A 16,865-nucleotide genomic window follows, 5' to 3' on the forward strand; every position below is an offset into this window, starting at 1 on the left:
TGGGTTTGGTATGAGCATTCATTCTAAATGACCGTAAAGGGGAGCGACACATGTCTGAGTACAATGAAAATCCGTTGATGGTGGGCGAGGAGCCCAGACCGAAGAGGAAGCCGGAACGAAAAGAAGGCGAACCGACGGCGGCTTTTAAAGGGGCGAGCTGGTCAGCGCTGGTGGTAGGCGTTGCGGCCTATTTGATCGGACTGTTTAATGCAGGCATGCAGCTGAATGAGAAGGGCTATTATTTTGCTGTATTGATCTTCGGCTTGTATGCAGCGGTTTCCCTGCAGAAGGCGGTAAGGGATAAGGACGAGGATATTCCGGTTTCAGGCATCTATTACGGGCTCAGCTGGTTTGCGCTGATCACGGCTGTTGCGCTGATGGCGATTGGTCTTTATAACGCAGGAAGCATTGCATTAAGTGAAAAAGGATTCTATGCGATGTCTTTTGTGCTTAGTGTCTTTTCAGCAGTGACCATTCAGAAAAACATCAGGGATACGCAGGCAGCGAGAGGAAGAGATTAATAGATTTAATAGTTAGGGGCATTGCTGCTTGCAGGAATGCCCTTATTGTTTTTGGATTAATCATAGGGATCCCTGGAGAGGTGAATGTGTTGGATGGAAAAAGACCATTTTCTTAAGAACATATGGGACTGGGATGCTGGACAAGGATGGTTCCTATTAATCCTCTTAGGTTGACGAATGAGATCCTCGCCGTCGTTTCTGTCCTTTATTCGGCCCAGTCGAACAGAGCGGCATCCTAATATAGATACAAGGAGTCCTTTAGTATCAACATGATGAAGGTATTGCATGTCGAGAAATAGCCAATTGTGATATCCATATAAAATGCGGAACATGTCTGTAATGTTTCTGGGGAAAGGAGAAAACGGAAAGAATATGGCTTAAAGCCAATGTATCCTTTATCACCTTTTGTAAGGGTGAAGGAATAAGTACTAGCATCTGAAGCTTGGCTAACCCAAGTAAAACCGGCATTTGCTTTGATTGCATCTTTTTCAGCTGTCAGTGAGACGCTATAAGAAGCAGATACTGTTACACTAACTTGCTTATCAATTCTACAAGTAGTGGCAGTGCAACCAATGTCTGCAGTTACTTTTTTAGTACTTCCGGTAACATTACTTGTGTTGCTAGGGGTGTATTTATAGTATTCATAATATGTTCTAAGAGGCACTATATTAGGCTCAGGCGCGAATGCAACTAGAAAAATAAGACATAAGCATAAAACTGCCAAGAAAAAGATTTGTAACACTGAGCAGGGGGGGATATGACTTATTGTGCAGGCTCAATGTAATAAAAAATTCCGGTTTTTTTGTCAGTTACTGGGCTTACCTGACTATTTCCTTTAATTATCATGGGTCTTTCGTCAATATTAATTCCAATGTGGATTGTAAATTTTTTTCCTGACTGAGATGTAGATTCCCAGCTTACTTGAGAAGAATATTTTTCCCTATTTTCGACACTATCCGTTTTTATACGAATATTTTGGTCGGGCCTATACCAAGTAAACTGCCCATCTTTTTTACTAATATAGGACACTCCCACTGCTAAACCTTTATCGGACTCTATTTTATAAATGATAAAAGTTTCTCCGTTTTCTCTTGCTTCACCAATAATGTCTTCTTTATTTATTTGTTCTTCTTTAATTCCATGAGCAATTGCTTCTTCTTTGCTCTTATACCATTTCAATTTTGGATCATCATTTTTTGCATGTGCAGAACAACCGACAAGTATCAGTGCCAACATAAAAAAACTCAGAATTTTTTTCATTTGAACTCCCCTTTTAATGCAAGATCTATGATTATAATCATACACTTTTTTTATTTCAGAAAATACTAATAATTCCACACTTCCCAGCTCTTGGTTCATTCAAATATGTCTATCGACAGGGTGCAAGTTCTGGTTTTCGCAAATCTAGAATCCAGAGTATATTTTACGATTGTTAATCATGTCGTAAAGACCGCCGGCATCAACATTTGGGGTTCGTTGTTTAAAATGAAACCGGAATTTAGAAAGATAAGCTGCACAGTGAACTTTTAACAGCGATGGATTATAATGGGTATGAGGACTTTTACATAAATGCGAGAATCAATACAGACCTGAAAAGCAAGATCCTGTTAGTTGTCTTTTACTATGCAGCCGGTCTTCGTGCCTGCAAAAGATGCCAGTCGAAAGTGGAGGACTCCACGCAAATGGAAGCGATGAAAAATGTGACGACATTCTTCCTCAAGCATGACAAGCAAAATCTGTTATTAAAAGAGATTGCCGATCAAACCAGGTTGGGCCCTTCCATCTGGAGCGTTTATTAAACAAGAATCGGCCGGGACGAAGCTATTGGTTAAAATACGCGTCGACAAAGACGCTCATCTTCTCAAGAAAACGTCGATACCCATTTAGTTATGAAGCGGGTTTCCGAGCTCCTCCAAACTTTTACAAGGTGTTTCGAAGGCTAAAACACTGAACACCCATAGAATATCGAAGGAACAACTCAACAGAGTGTGAAAGGCTGTGAAAAAAATGACGCAAAGATCGGTTCAGTGGGTCGCCTTTGCTGTTTGTATCGCAACATTGATTCTGCAGGTGATCTAGTTGGAAAATGGGATTTTGGCTGAATTTAGGGGTGTGATCTTACCGGTTGGATTCGGAGCCGGTGTTTTTCTGCTCGCCATGAGCTTTTTCTTAAAGAAGGGGAAAAGTCCCGCGGGAGCAAAGAACGATGAACAGAGGTGAACAGACAAATGCCTAATGCGCCATCCAGCATCGTCCTGCTCCTTACCCTCCTGATCATTGTTTTGGTTTTCAGGGGAATGCGAAGCGGGACAATGAATATGACGGGTAAAAAGCTTTTATTGGGGCTGATTGTGACGATTCTGGTTGTTAATGTGGTGTTGCTGATCATTTAATAGTTGCGGCAGCTGAACACTAGAGGCTAGATATAATGAAAAAACGCAGAAGGAGTTCGGATCCTTCTGCGTTTCCTGCGTATTATTGCCCCTTTTATCAATCATTATTAATAGTAAAATAACGGTAAAGGGGGCAGATGGAAAAATGAAGAAAAACTATACGGTCATGTTTCTTATGTTTTTTGCCGCATCAATTACAGGTGGGTTAGCATTAAAGAATACCCTTGAGTATTCAATGACAGTGGGAGCTGGGTTAGGAATAATCTTCCTCCTATGTTCTGCATATTTCGCTGGAAAGAACCAAAAGACCTCTAAGACACAGTAACGATCATTGCTGTGTTTTTTTTGTTAAAAGGAAAAGTAAAGGCTTGTATACTTCTTATCATGCCTGTGAGGGGATTTGCAATTTGATTGTAACGGTGAATATATTCGTACCGAAGCCCCTGCTTGCCATATTGTTTAGCTAATGAAAAAGGAAGGGCCCTGCTATTAGCAGGGTCTTTTTGCCGACCGTTCGGATTCGAGCTCTCCTGCCCCGGTTACAAGCCTATGTCTAAAATTTTTCATCCATATGAAATAATGATCGTACCGGTTCCAGAAAAAATATGAGAGCAAGGCAGAATGTGTTATAATGATAATTATTCTCAATCGAAGGTTGCAGGAGGAGAAAAAATGAAAGCAATACATAAATGGATGGTTATTGGTCTTATTGCACTCGCAGCAGGATGTTCCCAACAGGAAGGAAAGTCACAAAATTCTCAAGGGGATCAATCTGGCAAGGCTGTAGAGCACGAGTTAGGAACTACAACCGTGCCTGAAAATCCAAAATCAGTAGTGACACTGGAATTGGGCATTACTGAGACAGTTGCTGCTCTGGGCATCAGTCCGGCTGGGGTAGCGGATGATGAACGTCCGGAGCGGATTGCCGCTTCAACGATGGAGGTTATTGAGGGGTATAAATCTGTTGGGGCGCGATCTGAGCCCAGCCTTGAAATCATCCGCACCTTAAAGCCGGATCTTATTATCGCCGACTCTGATCGCCACAAAGCGATCTATAAAGAATTAAGTGAAATAGCTCCGACCATCGGAGTCGTAAACGATACGGCGGATTACCCGGAGGTATTGGCTGCTACGGAAACGATTGGTTCTGCTCTTGATCGTGAAGAGGAAACGAAGCAGCTGATAGCTGAACACAAGACAGACGTGTCAGAGCTAAAAAAAAGTGTATCTGAAGGGCAAGGAACCATTCTTCAAGCCCAATATACAAGCAGTAACTTATTTGAAACGCCAACTTCGTCTTATTTTATGCCAAGCTTCATGAATGAAGCAGGGCTTGAATATGCATTGGAAGATAAAAAGGAAACCTCTCAGGATTTAACTATTGAACAAATGCTGAAGATTAATCCGGATACACTTTTGCTTACGAAGAATGCGGATGATCCATCGGTAGTAGAACAGCTAAAAGGGGATGCGCTTTGGAATCAGCTAAAGGCCGTTCAAAACGATCGGGTCTTCGAATTGGACCATAATGACTGGTCCCGCCGGCGCAGTCTCCCAGCCATTAATGAACGGCTGGATGACTTCAGGGAGCTATTTGCAAAATAGGTTGAATATAAGCATCATTTCTTACGGCAGGTGAGTACATGCACACGAAGATGACCTCTACAGTAATCGTGACCAGCATCCTTTTATTGCTGGTCAGTTCCTTTTTTTCTTTAAAAATTGGATCCTTCTCTTTTACCGCAAGCGAGCTCATAAACGGCCTGTTTGCAAAGGAACCATCGAATCAAGCACTCGTTTTGCAGGATGTCCGTCTGCCTCGGATGCTGATGACCATCTTAGTTGGCGCGAGCCTGGCTGTTGCAGGTGCGCTCGTTCAAAGCATGACTCAAAATCCGCTAGCCTCCCCGGGTGTGCTCGGTATAAATGCGGGGGCTTCTTTTTTTGTAGTGGGTTCGATTGTGTTTATCCCTTCACTAACGGGCATATCACTGGTCGCGGCAGGATTTGCGGGAGGAGTATTGGCTGCTTCGCTAATCTTTTTTATGGGGGCTATTTTGCAGGGTGGGCGTATGATTGTAAAAATTGCTCTCGTGGGAGTGGTCATTCAATCGCTTTTCGCCGCTGCAACACAATCAATCATGATTTTTAATGATGAATCCATTCATCAGATCCTCATCTGGCTGACAGGGACCGTCGCAGGTTCAACATGGGAGAATGTATCTGTTCTCGCACCTGTTTCGATCATTGGAATCGGGCTTTCATTTTTAACAATGAAGGCGTTAACCGTGCTCTCTCTCGGTGAGGATATAGCACGAAACTTAGGGCAGCGGGTTTGGCTGCAAAAAGGAATCATCATTTTTCTGGTTGTTCTTTTGGCCGGCTCATCCGTAGCCTTTACAGGGCCGATCGGATTTATCGGACTCATCACTCCTCACATTGTCCGGTTTCTTATTGGGCCGTCTAACCCCTTATTTCTTCCGATTACTGCCCTTATGGGAGCTACGCTTTTGATGCTTGCTGATATCGGATCACGCTTCATTTCATTTCCATATGAAACCCCTGTTGGGATCGTAACGGCTCTGATTGGAGCTCCTTATTTCATTTACCTTGCCAGAACAGCCAATCGGTAGAAAGGAAACCGGCTTATGCTAAAACGACACCCAAAGCTCATTTTCATTACTTTGGCAGCGGCACTTCTCTTTATGGGCATAATCAACATTGGAATAGGGGATATTTACATCTCGCCCATTGAAATTATGAATTTGCTCATCGGCCAGGGAGACGCAGATTACCGCTATATCGTATTCGACTATCGTGCTCCCCGTATTGTGTTAGCCATTCTCATCGGCGGTTCATTAGCGGTAGCGGGAGTTATTATGCAAACGATTTTGAACAATACGCTAGCCGCTCCTGATACTCTCGGTGTGTCTGGAGGAGCTGCGGCAGCCGCGCTCATCTCTGTAAGCTTATTTCCGTCTATTTCAATTTTTTCTATTAGTTTTATTGCGTTCATCGGTGGAGCATTAGCAACGTTTATCGTGTATACGTTGGCTTATAAGGATGGGGCAGACCCTGTCCGGCTTGCTTTGGTCGGGGTTTCTGTGAGTGCACTATGCGGATCAGGGGTGGAACTCGCCCTTTTGAAAATGGATACGAGCGCCCAAACCTCTCTGCTCTGGCTGAACGGGAGTCTGTTTGGACGCAGCTGGGATCAAGTATTCGTCGCTGCTCCGGTAACAATTGCCGTCATCCTCATCCTGCTTCTCTTTATCCGCGCCCTTGACTCCTTAATGCTCGGCGGTCAAATCGCAGCGGGTCTCGGGGTGTCTGTAGAAAAAATGAAGATCCTGCTGCTCGGATTGAGTACGCTCCTGACGGGAGCCAGTGTCGCTGCTGTAGGGATGATTAGTTTCTTAGGATTAATCAGTCCGCACATCACAAGGAAATTAGTTGGAAGCCAGCATCGATACCTGTTGCCAACCGCTGCTCTTGTAGGGGCTTTCCTGCTGCTTTTTGCGGATACAATCGGGAGAACGGTTATCCGGCCCCTTGAGATCCCCGCGGGTATTGTAACGTCACTGCTTGGCGCACCGTACTTCTTATACTTGCTGTATCAGGAATCGAAGAACGGTAAAAAATCTGCGTCATAACAGGTCACCTGTTCTTATCAAAACAATGGGCAGCTGCCCATTGTTTTGTGATAGCAAATGAAATCTTATGTCCTGAAAGTTCCTCATTTACTCCCTGCTGAATTGAAAGCATTTTTTTGAGCTTAAAGTGCATAAGCTTTTGCAAAAATCCGGCATTACGAAATCTTCCGGTTTCTGCTTTTCTGCTCTTTCTGAGTTTGCTGAACAGACAAATGCCTAATGCGCCATCCAGCATCGTCCTGCTCCTTACCCTCCTGATCAGTGTTTTGGTTTTCAGGGGAATGCGAAGCGGGAAAATGAATAGGACGGGTAAAAAGCTTTTATTGGGGCTGATTGTGACGATTCTGGTTATTAATGTGGTGCTGATCATTTACTAGTTGCGGCAGCTGAACACTAGAGGCTAGATAAAATGAAAAAACGCAGAAGGGGTTCTGATCCTTCTGCGTTTGTTGCTTATTATTGAACCTTTTTATCAAAAAACATATTTAAGTCTGTTTTGTCGGTATCATCTGCCAATGCATTGTGAATAAGATCATTTAATTCCTGCATTTTCTGTTTTTCGAAAAACGGGACGTTTATGAAATAAGGTGTTCCTGATTTCTCTACAGTTAAGATGGTTTGAATACCGCTTCCGGCAATTCCTACACCAAAAACAAGAAACAATAAACCTACTAAAAACTCATTACCTAATGAGCCTAAGCCAATAAAAAATAACAGTATTCCTAAAAGCATTGGTTTTAAAAGGTATTTGGTCGACAGCATTGCACCGGAAATGTTTTTTAAAGGAATGTTTTGCTGGTCTTTACCGGCAGGAATAAACCCCAATAATGTGTTTGATAATTTGCTTTTGACAAATCGACCATCAACTTCTACTTTTCCTTTTACCCAAAAGAATAACAAGCTTGTTGAAAATGATACTTCTTTCATTCTTCCACCTCTTTTATAATAGTGAGATAAGTTCAGTACTATTTTACCACTCTAATAGGCCCATTTTGTTAATTTATTGTAATTTTTTTACTTAAAAATAAGTAATTTAGCATTTTTTCAAGATCAATTAGAACCTGTGAATTCTTTTTTCCTGCTGATTGTGATGAATTGTAAATCCTCATTACATTTCATCAACTAATTTATTAATAATTGTAAAGAAAAAGGCCGGTACAAAAGAATGGGGGGATACTTTTTCTGCCGTTCCCTCTTTCGCTTCATTCCGAAAAATAGTAAAAACAGCCAGTCTGATCAACCCATCGTTTTTCTCCGTCAGCTTCCACAAAAACCCTATGCTTGTACTATTCCGTCTGCAAGGTGAAACGGCACTCCTCCAATCTGCTCATATTCTAAAAACTTAATAGTTTCATCAATACTTTACATACATTCATTAATGTTCCTTCTCTCCTTTTTTTTAGCGGATGCTGGAGCAGGAGGAGCAAGGGAGTTCGCTGCAGGCTCGGTCCGTTTACAAATTATTAACTTGCTGGAAAATTTGCCGGTGGCATACGATTACAAGTGGAGTCTCCATTCTTTATTCTTTCTCACTCGTGACCGCAAACGCTCTTTTTTGATGTTTTTCTTGTAAATCAAATAGCTAAATAGGGAGGCATATGGATGCTGAAGAAGTCGATGTATTTCTTGTTTGCACTGATTATTTCGGTTGCTGCGTTTCAGTTTAACGCGCCGGCTGCACAGGCGTTTCCGCCCGGAACACCGTCTAAATCCGCAGCTCAATCTCAGTTGAATGCTTTAACGGTAAAGTCGGAAAGTTCCATGACTGGCTACTCACGGGAAAAGTTCCCGCACTGGATCAGCCAGGGTGGAGGCTGCGACACCCGTCAGGTGGTGCTGAAGCGTGATGCGGACTATTACAGCGGCGATTGTCCTGTGACGTCCGGTACGTGGTACAGTTATTATGATGGAGTGATGGTGTATTCTCCGTCTGAGCTTGACATTGATCATGTTGTCCCTTTGGCTGAGGCTTGGCGTTCCGGCGCAAGCAGCTGGTCGACGGATAAGCGCGAATCTTTTTCCAATGACCTTTCTGGCCCGCAGCTGATTGCAGTGACCGCCAGCTCAAACCGCTCTAAGGGTGACCAGGATCCTTCCACGTGGAAGCCAACGAGAACAAGCGCCCATTGCGGATATGCGAAGTGGTGGATCAATACGAAGTATCGCTGGGATTTAAGCCTGCAGTCGTCTGAGAAGGCGGAACTGCAAAGCATGCTTAACGCCTGCTCCTACTAAACGATTGTGTCCGCAAGACCTCCCGGCTTTAAGAGCTGGGGGGTGCTTGCAGGAATGAATGTGGAGGTGTCCTGTATGGAAAAGAAATCAACCATTTTCACTGCAACCCACGGTGTCATGACAGCTGAAGTCGGTGTGATCAGCGGAGAGCTTGAGCTGCGCACGGCCTGCGGGGATGACGGATCTCTTACGCTTGCCATTGCCTACGTTGGTGCTGAGGAATGGTACACACTGCCCGGCGATCCTTACCGCCTGCATGACCCGCGTGACCACGAGGTTGTCCACCGCCTGCTTGCTTCCGTCCTTGAGCGCCCTTAAGCAGGCAATGTTTGCTCCAGCTGGTAAAAATCTTTTGTTCCATCTCCCCTTTTGCCTCCATTCCCTCCGTTTGTATGCTACATTTAAGAAAAGCCTTTCAAGGAGAAAAATGTGAGTCCGGAACTAACTGTATCAATTACACTGATTTGTACGTCGGCTGTGCTGAATTTGTATTTGTGTTTGTACGTTTACCTAAAGCGGAAGCATTATACGAGTATGGCGGCTGTCTTTATATTGTATTCATTTTTCAGCTTAATTTACTGCATAGGTTCAGTATTTGTTTTAATGTCCTCGACACTCGGGGAAATCAAGTTTTGGACGGCGGTTTTGTATGCGGGACTGCCGTTTTCGGCGGCGATGGGGCTGCTGTTTGTCATGAAGTATTTGGGTATCCATTTGTCGAAGAAGGTTTCGTTATCGCTGATGCTCGTTCCACTGATTACACTAGTGATGGTGGTGACGAATGATAGTCATCACTTTCACTACCGGGTATATGAGCTGGATCCCGTTTTAGGAGCGCCTTATGTGCATCAGGAGATTGGGGTTTGGTATATCATTAACGGTCTCTACACATTCGCGAGTATGCTGGTGGCCTTTTTGCTTGTTCTATCGCGCTGGAGGGAGACGGCAGCTTCATACCGGCCTCAGCTGCTTTCGCTGCTCGTTGGCCAGCTGATTCCAATGGTCACCGCGTTTTTGTATTTACTGGGGCTCACGCCGCGGGGCATTGACCCGGTTCCGATGGTGCTCTGGCTGACCTCGCTGTTCTATTTATGGTCGGTCACCACCTCGCGCATGTTTACGCTGATGCCCATCGCGAAGGATGTAATTTTTAACAGCATCAATGACGGGGTAATGGTGCTGGATGAATCGCGTCGGATTGTGGAATACAATGCGGCGTGCCAGAACATGTTCCCTCTTCTGGACATGTCGATGTTTGGGAAGAGCTTTGCAGAGGTCTGGGAAATCTTTTCGAACGGTGCTGATCGGTTTGATCTGGAGCGGAATTCCGTTCAGCGGGAGGTCCAAATCCACGGCTCCGGCGAAATGGTGTCCACCTATCAGGTCCGCACCTCCAAGGTCCGTGATGCTTCCAACCGTGAAGGGATCCTGCTGATCTTTACGGATTTTACGGAGCTAAAGCAATTGCAGAGCAGGCTGGAGCACTTTGCGTATTACGACGAACTGACGGGCCTTTACAACCGGAGGGCGTTTTTTGAGCAAGGGGAAGCGGCATTTGAGGCTGCGCAGCAGCAAGCGGTCCCATATACCGTCATTCTGGCGGACATTGATTATTTTAAAAGCATCAACGATACATATGGCCACGCCATTGGCGATCAAGTCCTGGAGCATGTAGCGGCTGTGTTAAGAGAGCAGCTGAACGGCCGGGGGCTGCTTGCCCGCTATGGAGGCGAAGAGTTTGTTCTCGGCTTAGCAGGGATTACGGAGACAGAAGGTGCGGCGCTTGCAGAAGAGCTTCGGAGCAGGCTCGACGGGCAGCCGCTCCAGACGGCGGAAGGCCTCATCTCTCCCACTGCAAGCTTCGGGGTGGCACATGCGGATTTCAGCGAAACCCTATACCAGCTTTTGAACCAGGCTGACAAAGCGCTATATGCAGCAAAAGAAGCAGGGAGAAACCGGGTAAGCTTTGCTGCGCCTTTATCCATTAAGTGAAGCGGACCGTCCTCCTCTTCACTTTTTATTTTTCCAAAAAAATAAAATGCTAAGCAATTCCATTTTTTTAATAGGCTGAAAGAGTTATACTTTAATAAGGATTTTCTCGGAAGGGAGAGACATCAATGAAACTATTTGCACTGGATATGGACGGGACGACATTATCTTCGAGAAATGAAATCAGTCCCGAAAACGTTCAAGCGATTAAAAAAGCACAAAGCCTTGGACACAAGGTAATGGTCTTGTCAGGACGGGCGCCAGAGTCGATCCGGGAGGTATTGGATCAATATGACCTGGATCTGCCGATGGGCGGAAGCAACGGAACGGCGGTATTTGCAGATGGAAAGCTTCTGGAGCTGACCTCATTACCGGAGTCCCATAATCAGGCCATTGCAGAGGCAGCGGAAAGGGAAAGCGTCCCCTTTAAAATCTATACGACCAAAGGGGTTTATTTTCACCGCGAATGGCCCGCTCGATTAAAGCATGTCCTTGATTCTGGGGCTGTACCGGACGATTACTATGAAGATGAAAACTTCGGCAAAATGACGTTCATTCCGGAGGAAGCCGATGGCCTGCAGGCGTTTGATAATGTTCAAGCACTGCTGGAGGACGAAGAGCTTGCGATTCAGAAGTTTTTCCTGCTTGTGCTGGATCCTGTTCAGAAGGAGCGGCTCCAGACGGCGCTCAAAGCCATTGAGGGCGTCTATGTCACATCCTCCTCTTCCTTTAACATCGAAGTCATGAACATCAGCGGGAATAAAGGAAACGGCCTGAAGATCATGGCCGCGTACCTCGGGATTCCGCTGGAAGAAACGGTCGCAATCGGTGATCAGTTCAATGACCTTCCCATGTTCGATGCAGCCGGCTTTGCGGTCGCCATGGGCAATGCACAGGAAGAAATCAAACAAAAAAGCGACTATGTCACGGCAGCCAACGATGACCACGGCGTGGCGCTCGCAATCGAGTACGTTTTAAGCTCGGAGAAAGCAGCGAAAGAGCCCGTTTAGAATATTTAGAACGAAAAACTCGTCACATGGTGACGAGTTTTTCTGTTGGGTTCAATTCCCGGGAAGCAGCACAATCTTTCCGGTTTTCCCAGACTGTTTAAAATAGGTCTGCGCTTCCTTTGCCTCTTCTAAGGGAAACGTACGGTCAATGACCGGCTTGATTTTCCTTTCGCTGATGGCGCGGAGCATCCGTCCGAATTCCTCCCTCGTCCCTAAAACGGAGCCGTAAAGGGTAATGTGCTTTAAATATAACACTCTGAAATCAAGCTCTGTCTTCTGGCCCCCGGCTGAACCGGATGTACAGAACTTCCCGCCATTCTTCAGGACCTGCAGGGAGATGGCGAACAGGGAATCTCCTACAACGTCCAGAACAGAATCAATTGGACCGCCATTCACCTCTAAAATCTCTTCAGCAAGCCTCTCGGACTTATAGGAAAGCACATGGGCGGCCCCCAAGTCTTTCATCCTTTCCTCTAATGCCAAGTCGCCGACTATGGCAATAACCTTTGCACCGAAGACGCTGGAGGCGATTTGAACGTTTAAGGAACCCACTCCCCCGTTTGCACCTGTGACCATAACGGTTTCCCCGGGCTGAATCTTAATTTGCTCCGCCATATGCCAGGCTGTTAAGCCGCTAACCGAAAACACGGCACTTTCCGTATAGCTTGGAAGAGGCATTTCAAAGCATAGACTGGCAGGCCACACCACATACTCCGCATAGCCTCCATCGTACTCTGAACCGATGAACGACATATCTTCAGAAATATGCTCAAGCCCGTTCTCACCTCCCGACGTGAAAGGAAAAAGGACCACATCCTTGCCAATCAAAGCATCATCGACCGCTTTTCCCGCTTTTACAATCACCCCTGCAGTATCTGAACCCGGAGTCCGGGGGAAATGCACGCCGTTCGGCTTCCAGCCCGACTTTGCTTCTGTCCCGTAAGCCCCTTCTCTCATCCAGATCTCCGTATTATTCATACCGCAAGCCTTTACCTGAATTAGTACTTCATTCTCCTTTGGTTCCGGAATGGCCTGTTCCACCAGCTCCAGCTTATCTACACCGCCGTAGCCCGTTACTTGAACTGCTTTCATTGGATGGTCTCCTTTGAGTTAACGTTTCTTATGCAGCATGTATACCCTTATACAAGGGATATAACGCACTCTTCTCATTAGTTATGTTCAAATTCTTCTTAAACCATAGCTTTAGAAGGGGGTTAACCCTGAAATTTAAGTATAAAAAAGCTTAGCATCAGCTAAGCACAATGTTTTTCATTCTTTATGTACGATCATTTATGATCGGTGGCAGAGCGGGGTAACATGTATCTGCCTGCCTTTAATATCTTGGGTACCGTTCACGTTCAACATATGAGGTTACACCTTGAATCAGTAGCTCTCCTTTGCTTCTTTCATATACTGCATAAACAAGGCTGTACCTGAAATATTCAAGATAATGCTTGTTCCGAGTGAAACGGCCCATAATACGGACGGCATACTTATTGTTAAGGATAACAGTAAGAATGTAATACCGCTTAAAACAAAGATAAATCCCATCAACATGTTGTTCAATTCATTCACCTCGATTCGTAATATGGTTTCATACTGTTCTGGTTACGGCAGAGTCACGAGGGTAACTCCTAATTTTCGGAAAATAAATAACCGGATCTAATAAGCCTTGATAAAATGTCTATGAATGTCGTTCTTTTTTTTTGCACTGTGATAATTGTAACGTTTTGTAAAAAATACAACAAGAAGAAAAGGTATGTTCAGTGGAGATATGGAAATAAAACCATTAAATCTAATCGTGATAGTTTATTATGGTAGCTATCTCTAATTTCCCTATTGCTGTGCATATAAAAAACCGGACCCCAAAAGGCCCGGTCTCAAGCATCAATGCACCCTGTTTCCTGGTGCTTTCCCATAGCTGTTCAGCATCGCATTCATGTCCTGCTGCATCAATTGCGGGACCTGGTAGTAGCCGTGCTTGTTTTGATAAAGGAAGATTTCGTAGCTTAGCTCGATAAAATTCGGGACACTGTCGGCGATGACGCGGCGGAGGACGGGATTGGTCATCTCGAGTGCGGTCATGGCGAGCAGGGTGGCCAGTGATTTCGTGTTGCTGAGCATGTACGCAGACAGGCCCTGATCGGAGAGCTCGGATACGGATTGGTTCGGCTTTTTAGGCTGGCCGGGCTTTACTCCGTATACGGTGTCGTTGTTTTGGGTCATTTTGTATACCTGGGTGGAGACAGCCGGCTTTTGGCCGGTTGAGAACGCATCAACGATCGTGTTGTACATTTGGGTCACGAATGCTGTCTGGCGCTGGGCGATATCTTTGAGCTCGGGGTCCTTCATGTGCTGCTCGTACATCTGGTATTGATCAAGCATCGTGATGATTCCGGCGATGACTTCATGGGCATCGAATAGCTCATGGCCCCCGTGATCCTTTGATGCAGCTGGCTGCATGCCGGGAGCGGGCTGCTGTCCGGGCTGGCTGATGTTTTGATTTTGCATCGGTTTCCCTCCTGGCGAAATAAGATTCAGTTCTATCGTTTCCCCGTTTCCCGTAACTATGTATATAAAAAAGCACCTTACCCGATTCGGATAAGGTGCTTTTCATTATGCTTGATTGGCGGTTACGAGTTGATTCGTGTATTTAAGATCAAAACGGTCGGCGTCCATCACCTTCGTCCAGGCCGAGATAAAGTCGCGGACGAATTTCTCTTTGTTATCGTCCTGCGCGTAGACCTCTGCGAGCGCCCGAAGGACAGAATTGGAACCGAAGACGAGATCGAAGCGTGTAGCCGTACGGACGACCTCACCTGTTTTTCTGTCGCGGCCCTCGTATTGGTTGAAGCCTGCTTCTTTCCATTCAATGCCCATATCGAGCAGGCTGATGAAGAAGTCGTTTGTGAGCGCACCGGTGCGGTCGGTGAATACTCCGTGATTGGTGCCGCCATAGTTTGCGCCGAGTACACGCAAGCCTCCGACAAGAACCGTCATTTCCGGAGCGGTCAGGCCAAGCAGCTGCGCTTTATCGATCAGCATTTCTTCCGGGCTTGTTGAGTATTCTTTTTTCTGGTAGTTACGGAAGCCGTCTGATACAGGCTCTAACACATCGAAGCTTACAGCATCGGTTTGTTCCTCGGACGCATCGCCGCGGCCGGGATTAAATGGCACCGCTAAGTCAAAGCCTGCATCTCTGGCGGCTTTTTCAACGGCTGCATTTCCGCCGAGGACAATTAAATCGGCGAGGCTGACGTTTTTGTCAAGCTGGCTTTGGATGCTCTCGTACACATCGAGAACCTTGGAGAGCTGTTCCGGCTCGTTTGCTTCCCAGTCTTTTTGGGGAGCAAGACGAATACGGGCACCATTCGCCCCGCCGCGCATATCTGAAAAGCGATAGGTGCTCGCGGAAGCCCAGGCTGTCTTGACTAGCTCGCTCACCGTTAATCCCGAGCTCAGGATTTTTTCTTTCAGGTCCTGTATTTCTGCTTGAGAAAGCTCATAATCAACGGCTGGAACAGGATCCTGCCAGATTAACTCTTCTTCCGGAACCTCAGGACCCATATAGCGGACTCTTGGTCCCATATCGCGGTGCAGAAGCTTGAACCATGCCCTGGCAAACGCATCGGCAAACTCTTCAGGGTTTTCATGGAACCGGCGGGAAATTTTCCCGTATTCCGGATCCATCCGCAGCGCCATATCCGCTGTTGACATCATCGTCTTAACCCGGATGGAAGGATCCTCAGCGTCCGGGGCCATATGCTCCTCGGTCATATCGACAGGGGTCCATTGATAAGCGCCCGCTGCACTCTTCGTCAATTCCCACTCATACCCAAACAGCAGGTCAAAGTAGCCGTTATCCCATTTCGTCGGATTGGTCGTCCACGCGCCGTCCACACCGCTTGAAATCGTATCCCGTCCTTTTCCGCTTCCGTATGTGCTGATCCAGCCAAGACCCTGGGTTTCAAGCGTAGCCGCTTCCGGATCATCACCTACATGGGATGGATCTCCTGCTCCGTGAGCCTTCCCGAAGGTATGACCGCCTGCGATAAGGGCCACTGTTTCTTCGTCGTTCATTGCCATGCGTCCGAAGGTATCCCGGATATCGCGGGCGCTTCCAAGCGGATCCGGCTTTCCGTTCGGACCTTCCGGATTTACATAGATGAGGCCCATCTGTACGGCTGCAAGCGGATCCTCCAATTCCCGGTCGCCGGAGTAGCGGTTATCAGCGAGCCATTCCTTTTCCGTACCCCAATACACATCCTCCTCCGGATGCCAGATGTCTTCGCGTCCTCCGGCAAAGCCAAAGGTTTTCAATCCCATGGACTCAAGCGCTACGTTTCCGGTCAGCACCAAAAGGTCCGCCCAGGAAATTTTATTTCCGTATTTTTGTTTGATCGGCCACAGCAGGCGCCGTGCTTTATCGAGATTGACGTTATCCGGCCAGCTGTTCAGCGGGGCAAAGCGCTGCGAGCCTGATGCGCCGCCTCCGCGCCCGTCAGCTGTCCGGTATGTACCTGCCGCGTGCCAGGACATCCGGATAAAGAAAGGACCGTAGTGGCCGTAGTCAGCCGGCCACCATTCCTGGCTGTCAGTCATGAGTGAATGAAGATCTTCCTTTAGCGCATCATAATCGAGCTTTGAAAATTCAGCCCGGTAATCGAAATCCTCGCCCATCGGGTTGGACTTCCGGTCATGCTGGCGCAGAACGGAAAGGTTCAGCTGGTTCGGCCACCAGTCTCTGTTCGTCGTTCCGCCGGGAGCATTTGATGTCGTAATGGCACTGTCTTTGTGATGAGTGACAGGACACTGTCCTGCAGACGTATGTTCTTTCTGGTCGGGCCTATGATTGCTTTCCATTTTTCATTTCCTCCCTGTTTTAAACATCGCATTCGCAAAGACTAAGAGATTGATAATTGTGATAATTTAATTATAGAGGACAAGACCGGTTATTCAAAGCGAGAAGTGTTTCGGAAAAACCCGCTGGAATGACAACCTTGCCTAATTGAGCTATAATTTGAAGCACTGCCGTCACCCTCTATCCCTAGAAAGGGGTTTTTT

General features: G+C 46.5%; 17 protein-coding genes. 11 read left to right on the forward strand and 6 right to left on the reverse strand.

The features are described from left to right. The first annotated feature begins 50 nt into the window (after positions 1–50). Entirely contained in the window at positions 51–521 is a 471-nt protein-coding gene (gene yiaA, locus ACQCVE_RS04580) for an inner membrane protein YiaA (RefSeq protein ID WP_426861826.1), read from the forward strand. A gap of 762 nt (positions 522–1,283) precedes the next feature. Here yiaA and ACQCVE_RS04585 read toward each other — a convergent pair. Next, positions 1,284–1,859: a hypothetical protein gene (locus ACQCVE_RS04585; protein WP_426861827.1), complete on the reverse strand. Its 576-nt coding sequence runs from the start codon at positions 1,857–1,859 to the stop codon at positions 1,284–1,286. Positions 1,860–2,056: 197 nt separating this feature from the next. Here ACQCVE_RS04585 and ACQCVE_RS04590 point away from each other — a divergent pair, with 197 nt between their 5' ends. The 6 genes from ACQCVE_RS04590 to ACQCVE_RS04615 all read left to right on the forward strand — a co-directional run bounded on the left by ACQCVE_RS04590 (position 2,057) and on the right by ACQCVE_RS04615 (position 6,944). Next, entirely contained in the window at positions 2,057–2,320 is a 264-nt protein-coding gene (locus tag ACQCVE_RS04590; RefSeq protein WP_426861828.1) for a hypothetical protein, read from the forward strand. Between the two features lie 429 nt (positions 2,321–2,749). After that, complete coding sequence (locus ACQCVE_RS04595) at positions 2,750–2,914, forward strand: hypothetical protein (RefSeq protein WP_426861830.1); 165 nt, start codon at positions 2,750–2,752, stop codon at positions 2,912–2,914. Positions 2,915–3,586: 672 nt separating this feature from the next. Continuing rightward, on the forward strand, positions 3,587–4,519 hold the full coding sequence (locus ACQCVE_RS04600) for an ABC transporter substrate-binding protein (protein WP_426861832.1): 933 nt from the start codon (positions 3,587–3,589) through the stop codon (positions 4,517–4,519). 38 nt (positions 4,520–4,557) lie between these two features. Next, positions 4,558–5,547 (forward strand): FecCD family ABC transporter permease, encoded by a 990-nt coding sequence (locus ACQCVE_RS04605; RefSeq protein ID WP_426861833.1) that lies wholly within the window; start codon positions 4,558–4,560, stop codon positions 5,545–5,547. 15 nt (positions 5,548–5,562) lie between these two features. Next, positions 5,563–6,567: a FecCD family ABC transporter permease gene (locus tag ACQCVE_RS04610; protein WP_426861834.1), complete on the forward strand. Its 1,005-nt coding sequence runs from the start codon at positions 5,563–5,565 to the stop codon at positions 6,565–6,567. A 212-nt stretch (positions 6,568–6,779) separates the two neighbouring features. Next, the gene (locus ACQCVE_RS04615) at positions 6,780–6,944 is read left to right on the forward strand and encodes a hypothetical protein (protein ID WP_426861836.1); all 165 of its coding nucleotides are present in this window, start codon (positions 6,780–6,782) and stop codon (positions 6,942–6,944) included. Positions 6,945–7,023: 79 nt separating this feature from the next. On the opposite strand, the gene ACQCVE_RS04620 is transcribed toward ACQCVE_RS04615, so the two are convergent. Then, positions 7,024–7,494: a hypothetical protein gene (locus ACQCVE_RS04620; RefSeq protein ID WP_426861838.1), complete on the reverse strand. Its 471-nt coding sequence runs from the start codon at positions 7,492–7,494 to the stop codon at positions 7,024–7,026. Positions 7,495–8,169: 675 nt separating this feature from the next. Here ACQCVE_RS04620 and ACQCVE_RS04625 point away from each other — a divergent pair. The 4 genes from ACQCVE_RS04625 to ACQCVE_RS04640 all read left to right on the forward strand — a co-directional run bounded on the left by ACQCVE_RS04625 (position 8,170) and on the right by ACQCVE_RS04640 (position 11,801). Beyond that, positions 8,170–8,802, forward strand: coding sequence for an HNH endonuclease family protein (locus tag ACQCVE_RS04625; RefSeq protein ID WP_426861839.1), 633 nt, complete (start codon positions 8,170–8,172; stop codon positions 8,800–8,802). A gap of 75 nt (positions 8,803–8,877) precedes the next feature. Continuing rightward, positions 8,878–9,120 carry a hypothetical protein gene (locus ACQCVE_RS04630; RefSeq protein ID WP_426861840.1) on the forward strand — a complete coding sequence of 81 codons (243 nt, stop codon included), beginning with the start codon at positions 8,878–8,880 and terminating at the stop codon, positions 9,118–9,120. A gap of 111 nt (positions 9,121–9,231) precedes the next feature. Next, positions 9,232–10,794 (forward strand): diguanylate cyclase, encoded by a 1,563-nt coding sequence (locus tag ACQCVE_RS04635; protein WP_426861842.1) that lies wholly within the window; start codon positions 9,232–9,234, stop codon positions 10,792–10,794. Positions 10,795–10,919: 125 nt separating this feature from the next. After that, complete coding sequence (locus tag ACQCVE_RS04640) at positions 10,920–11,801, forward strand: Cof-type HAD-IIB family hydrolase (RefSeq protein WP_426861843.1); 882 nt, start codon at positions 10,920–10,922, stop codon at positions 11,799–11,801. Positions 11,802–11,852: 51 nt separating this feature from the next. Here ACQCVE_RS04640 and ACQCVE_RS04645 read toward each other — a convergent pair whose 3' ends face one another. The 4 genes from ACQCVE_RS04645 to katG all read right to left on the reverse strand — a co-directional run bounded on the left by ACQCVE_RS04645 (position 11,853) and on the right by katG (position 16,664). After that, positions 11,853–12,893 (reverse strand): zinc-binding dehydrogenase, encoded by a 1,041-nt coding sequence (locus tag ACQCVE_RS04645; protein WP_426861844.1) that lies wholly within the window; start codon positions 12,891–12,893, stop codon positions 11,853–11,855. Between the two features lie 291 nt (positions 12,894–13,184). After that, positions 13,185–13,367 (reverse strand): hypothetical protein, encoded by a 183-nt coding sequence (locus ACQCVE_RS04650; protein WP_426843378.1) that lies wholly within the window; start codon positions 13,365–13,367, stop codon positions 13,185–13,187. 321 nt (positions 13,368–13,688) lie between these two features. Next, positions 13,689–14,312: a spore coat protein gene (locus tag ACQCVE_RS04655; RefSeq protein ID WP_426843258.1), complete on the reverse strand. Its 624-nt coding sequence runs from the start codon at positions 14,310–14,312 to the stop codon at positions 13,689–13,691. 105 nt (positions 14,313–14,417) lie between these two features. After that, positions 14,418–16,664, reverse strand: coding sequence for a catalase/peroxidase HPI (gene katG, locus ACQCVE_RS04660; protein ID WP_426861845.1), 2,247 nt, complete (start codon positions 16,662–16,664; stop codon positions 14,418–14,420). Positions 16,665–16,865: the final 201 nt, after the last annotated feature.

Origin of the sequence: Metabacillus sp. 113a (assembly GCF_050107635.1) — a bacterium.
Lineage (GTDB): Bacteria > Bacillota > Bacilli > Bacillales > Bacillaceae > Metabacillus_B.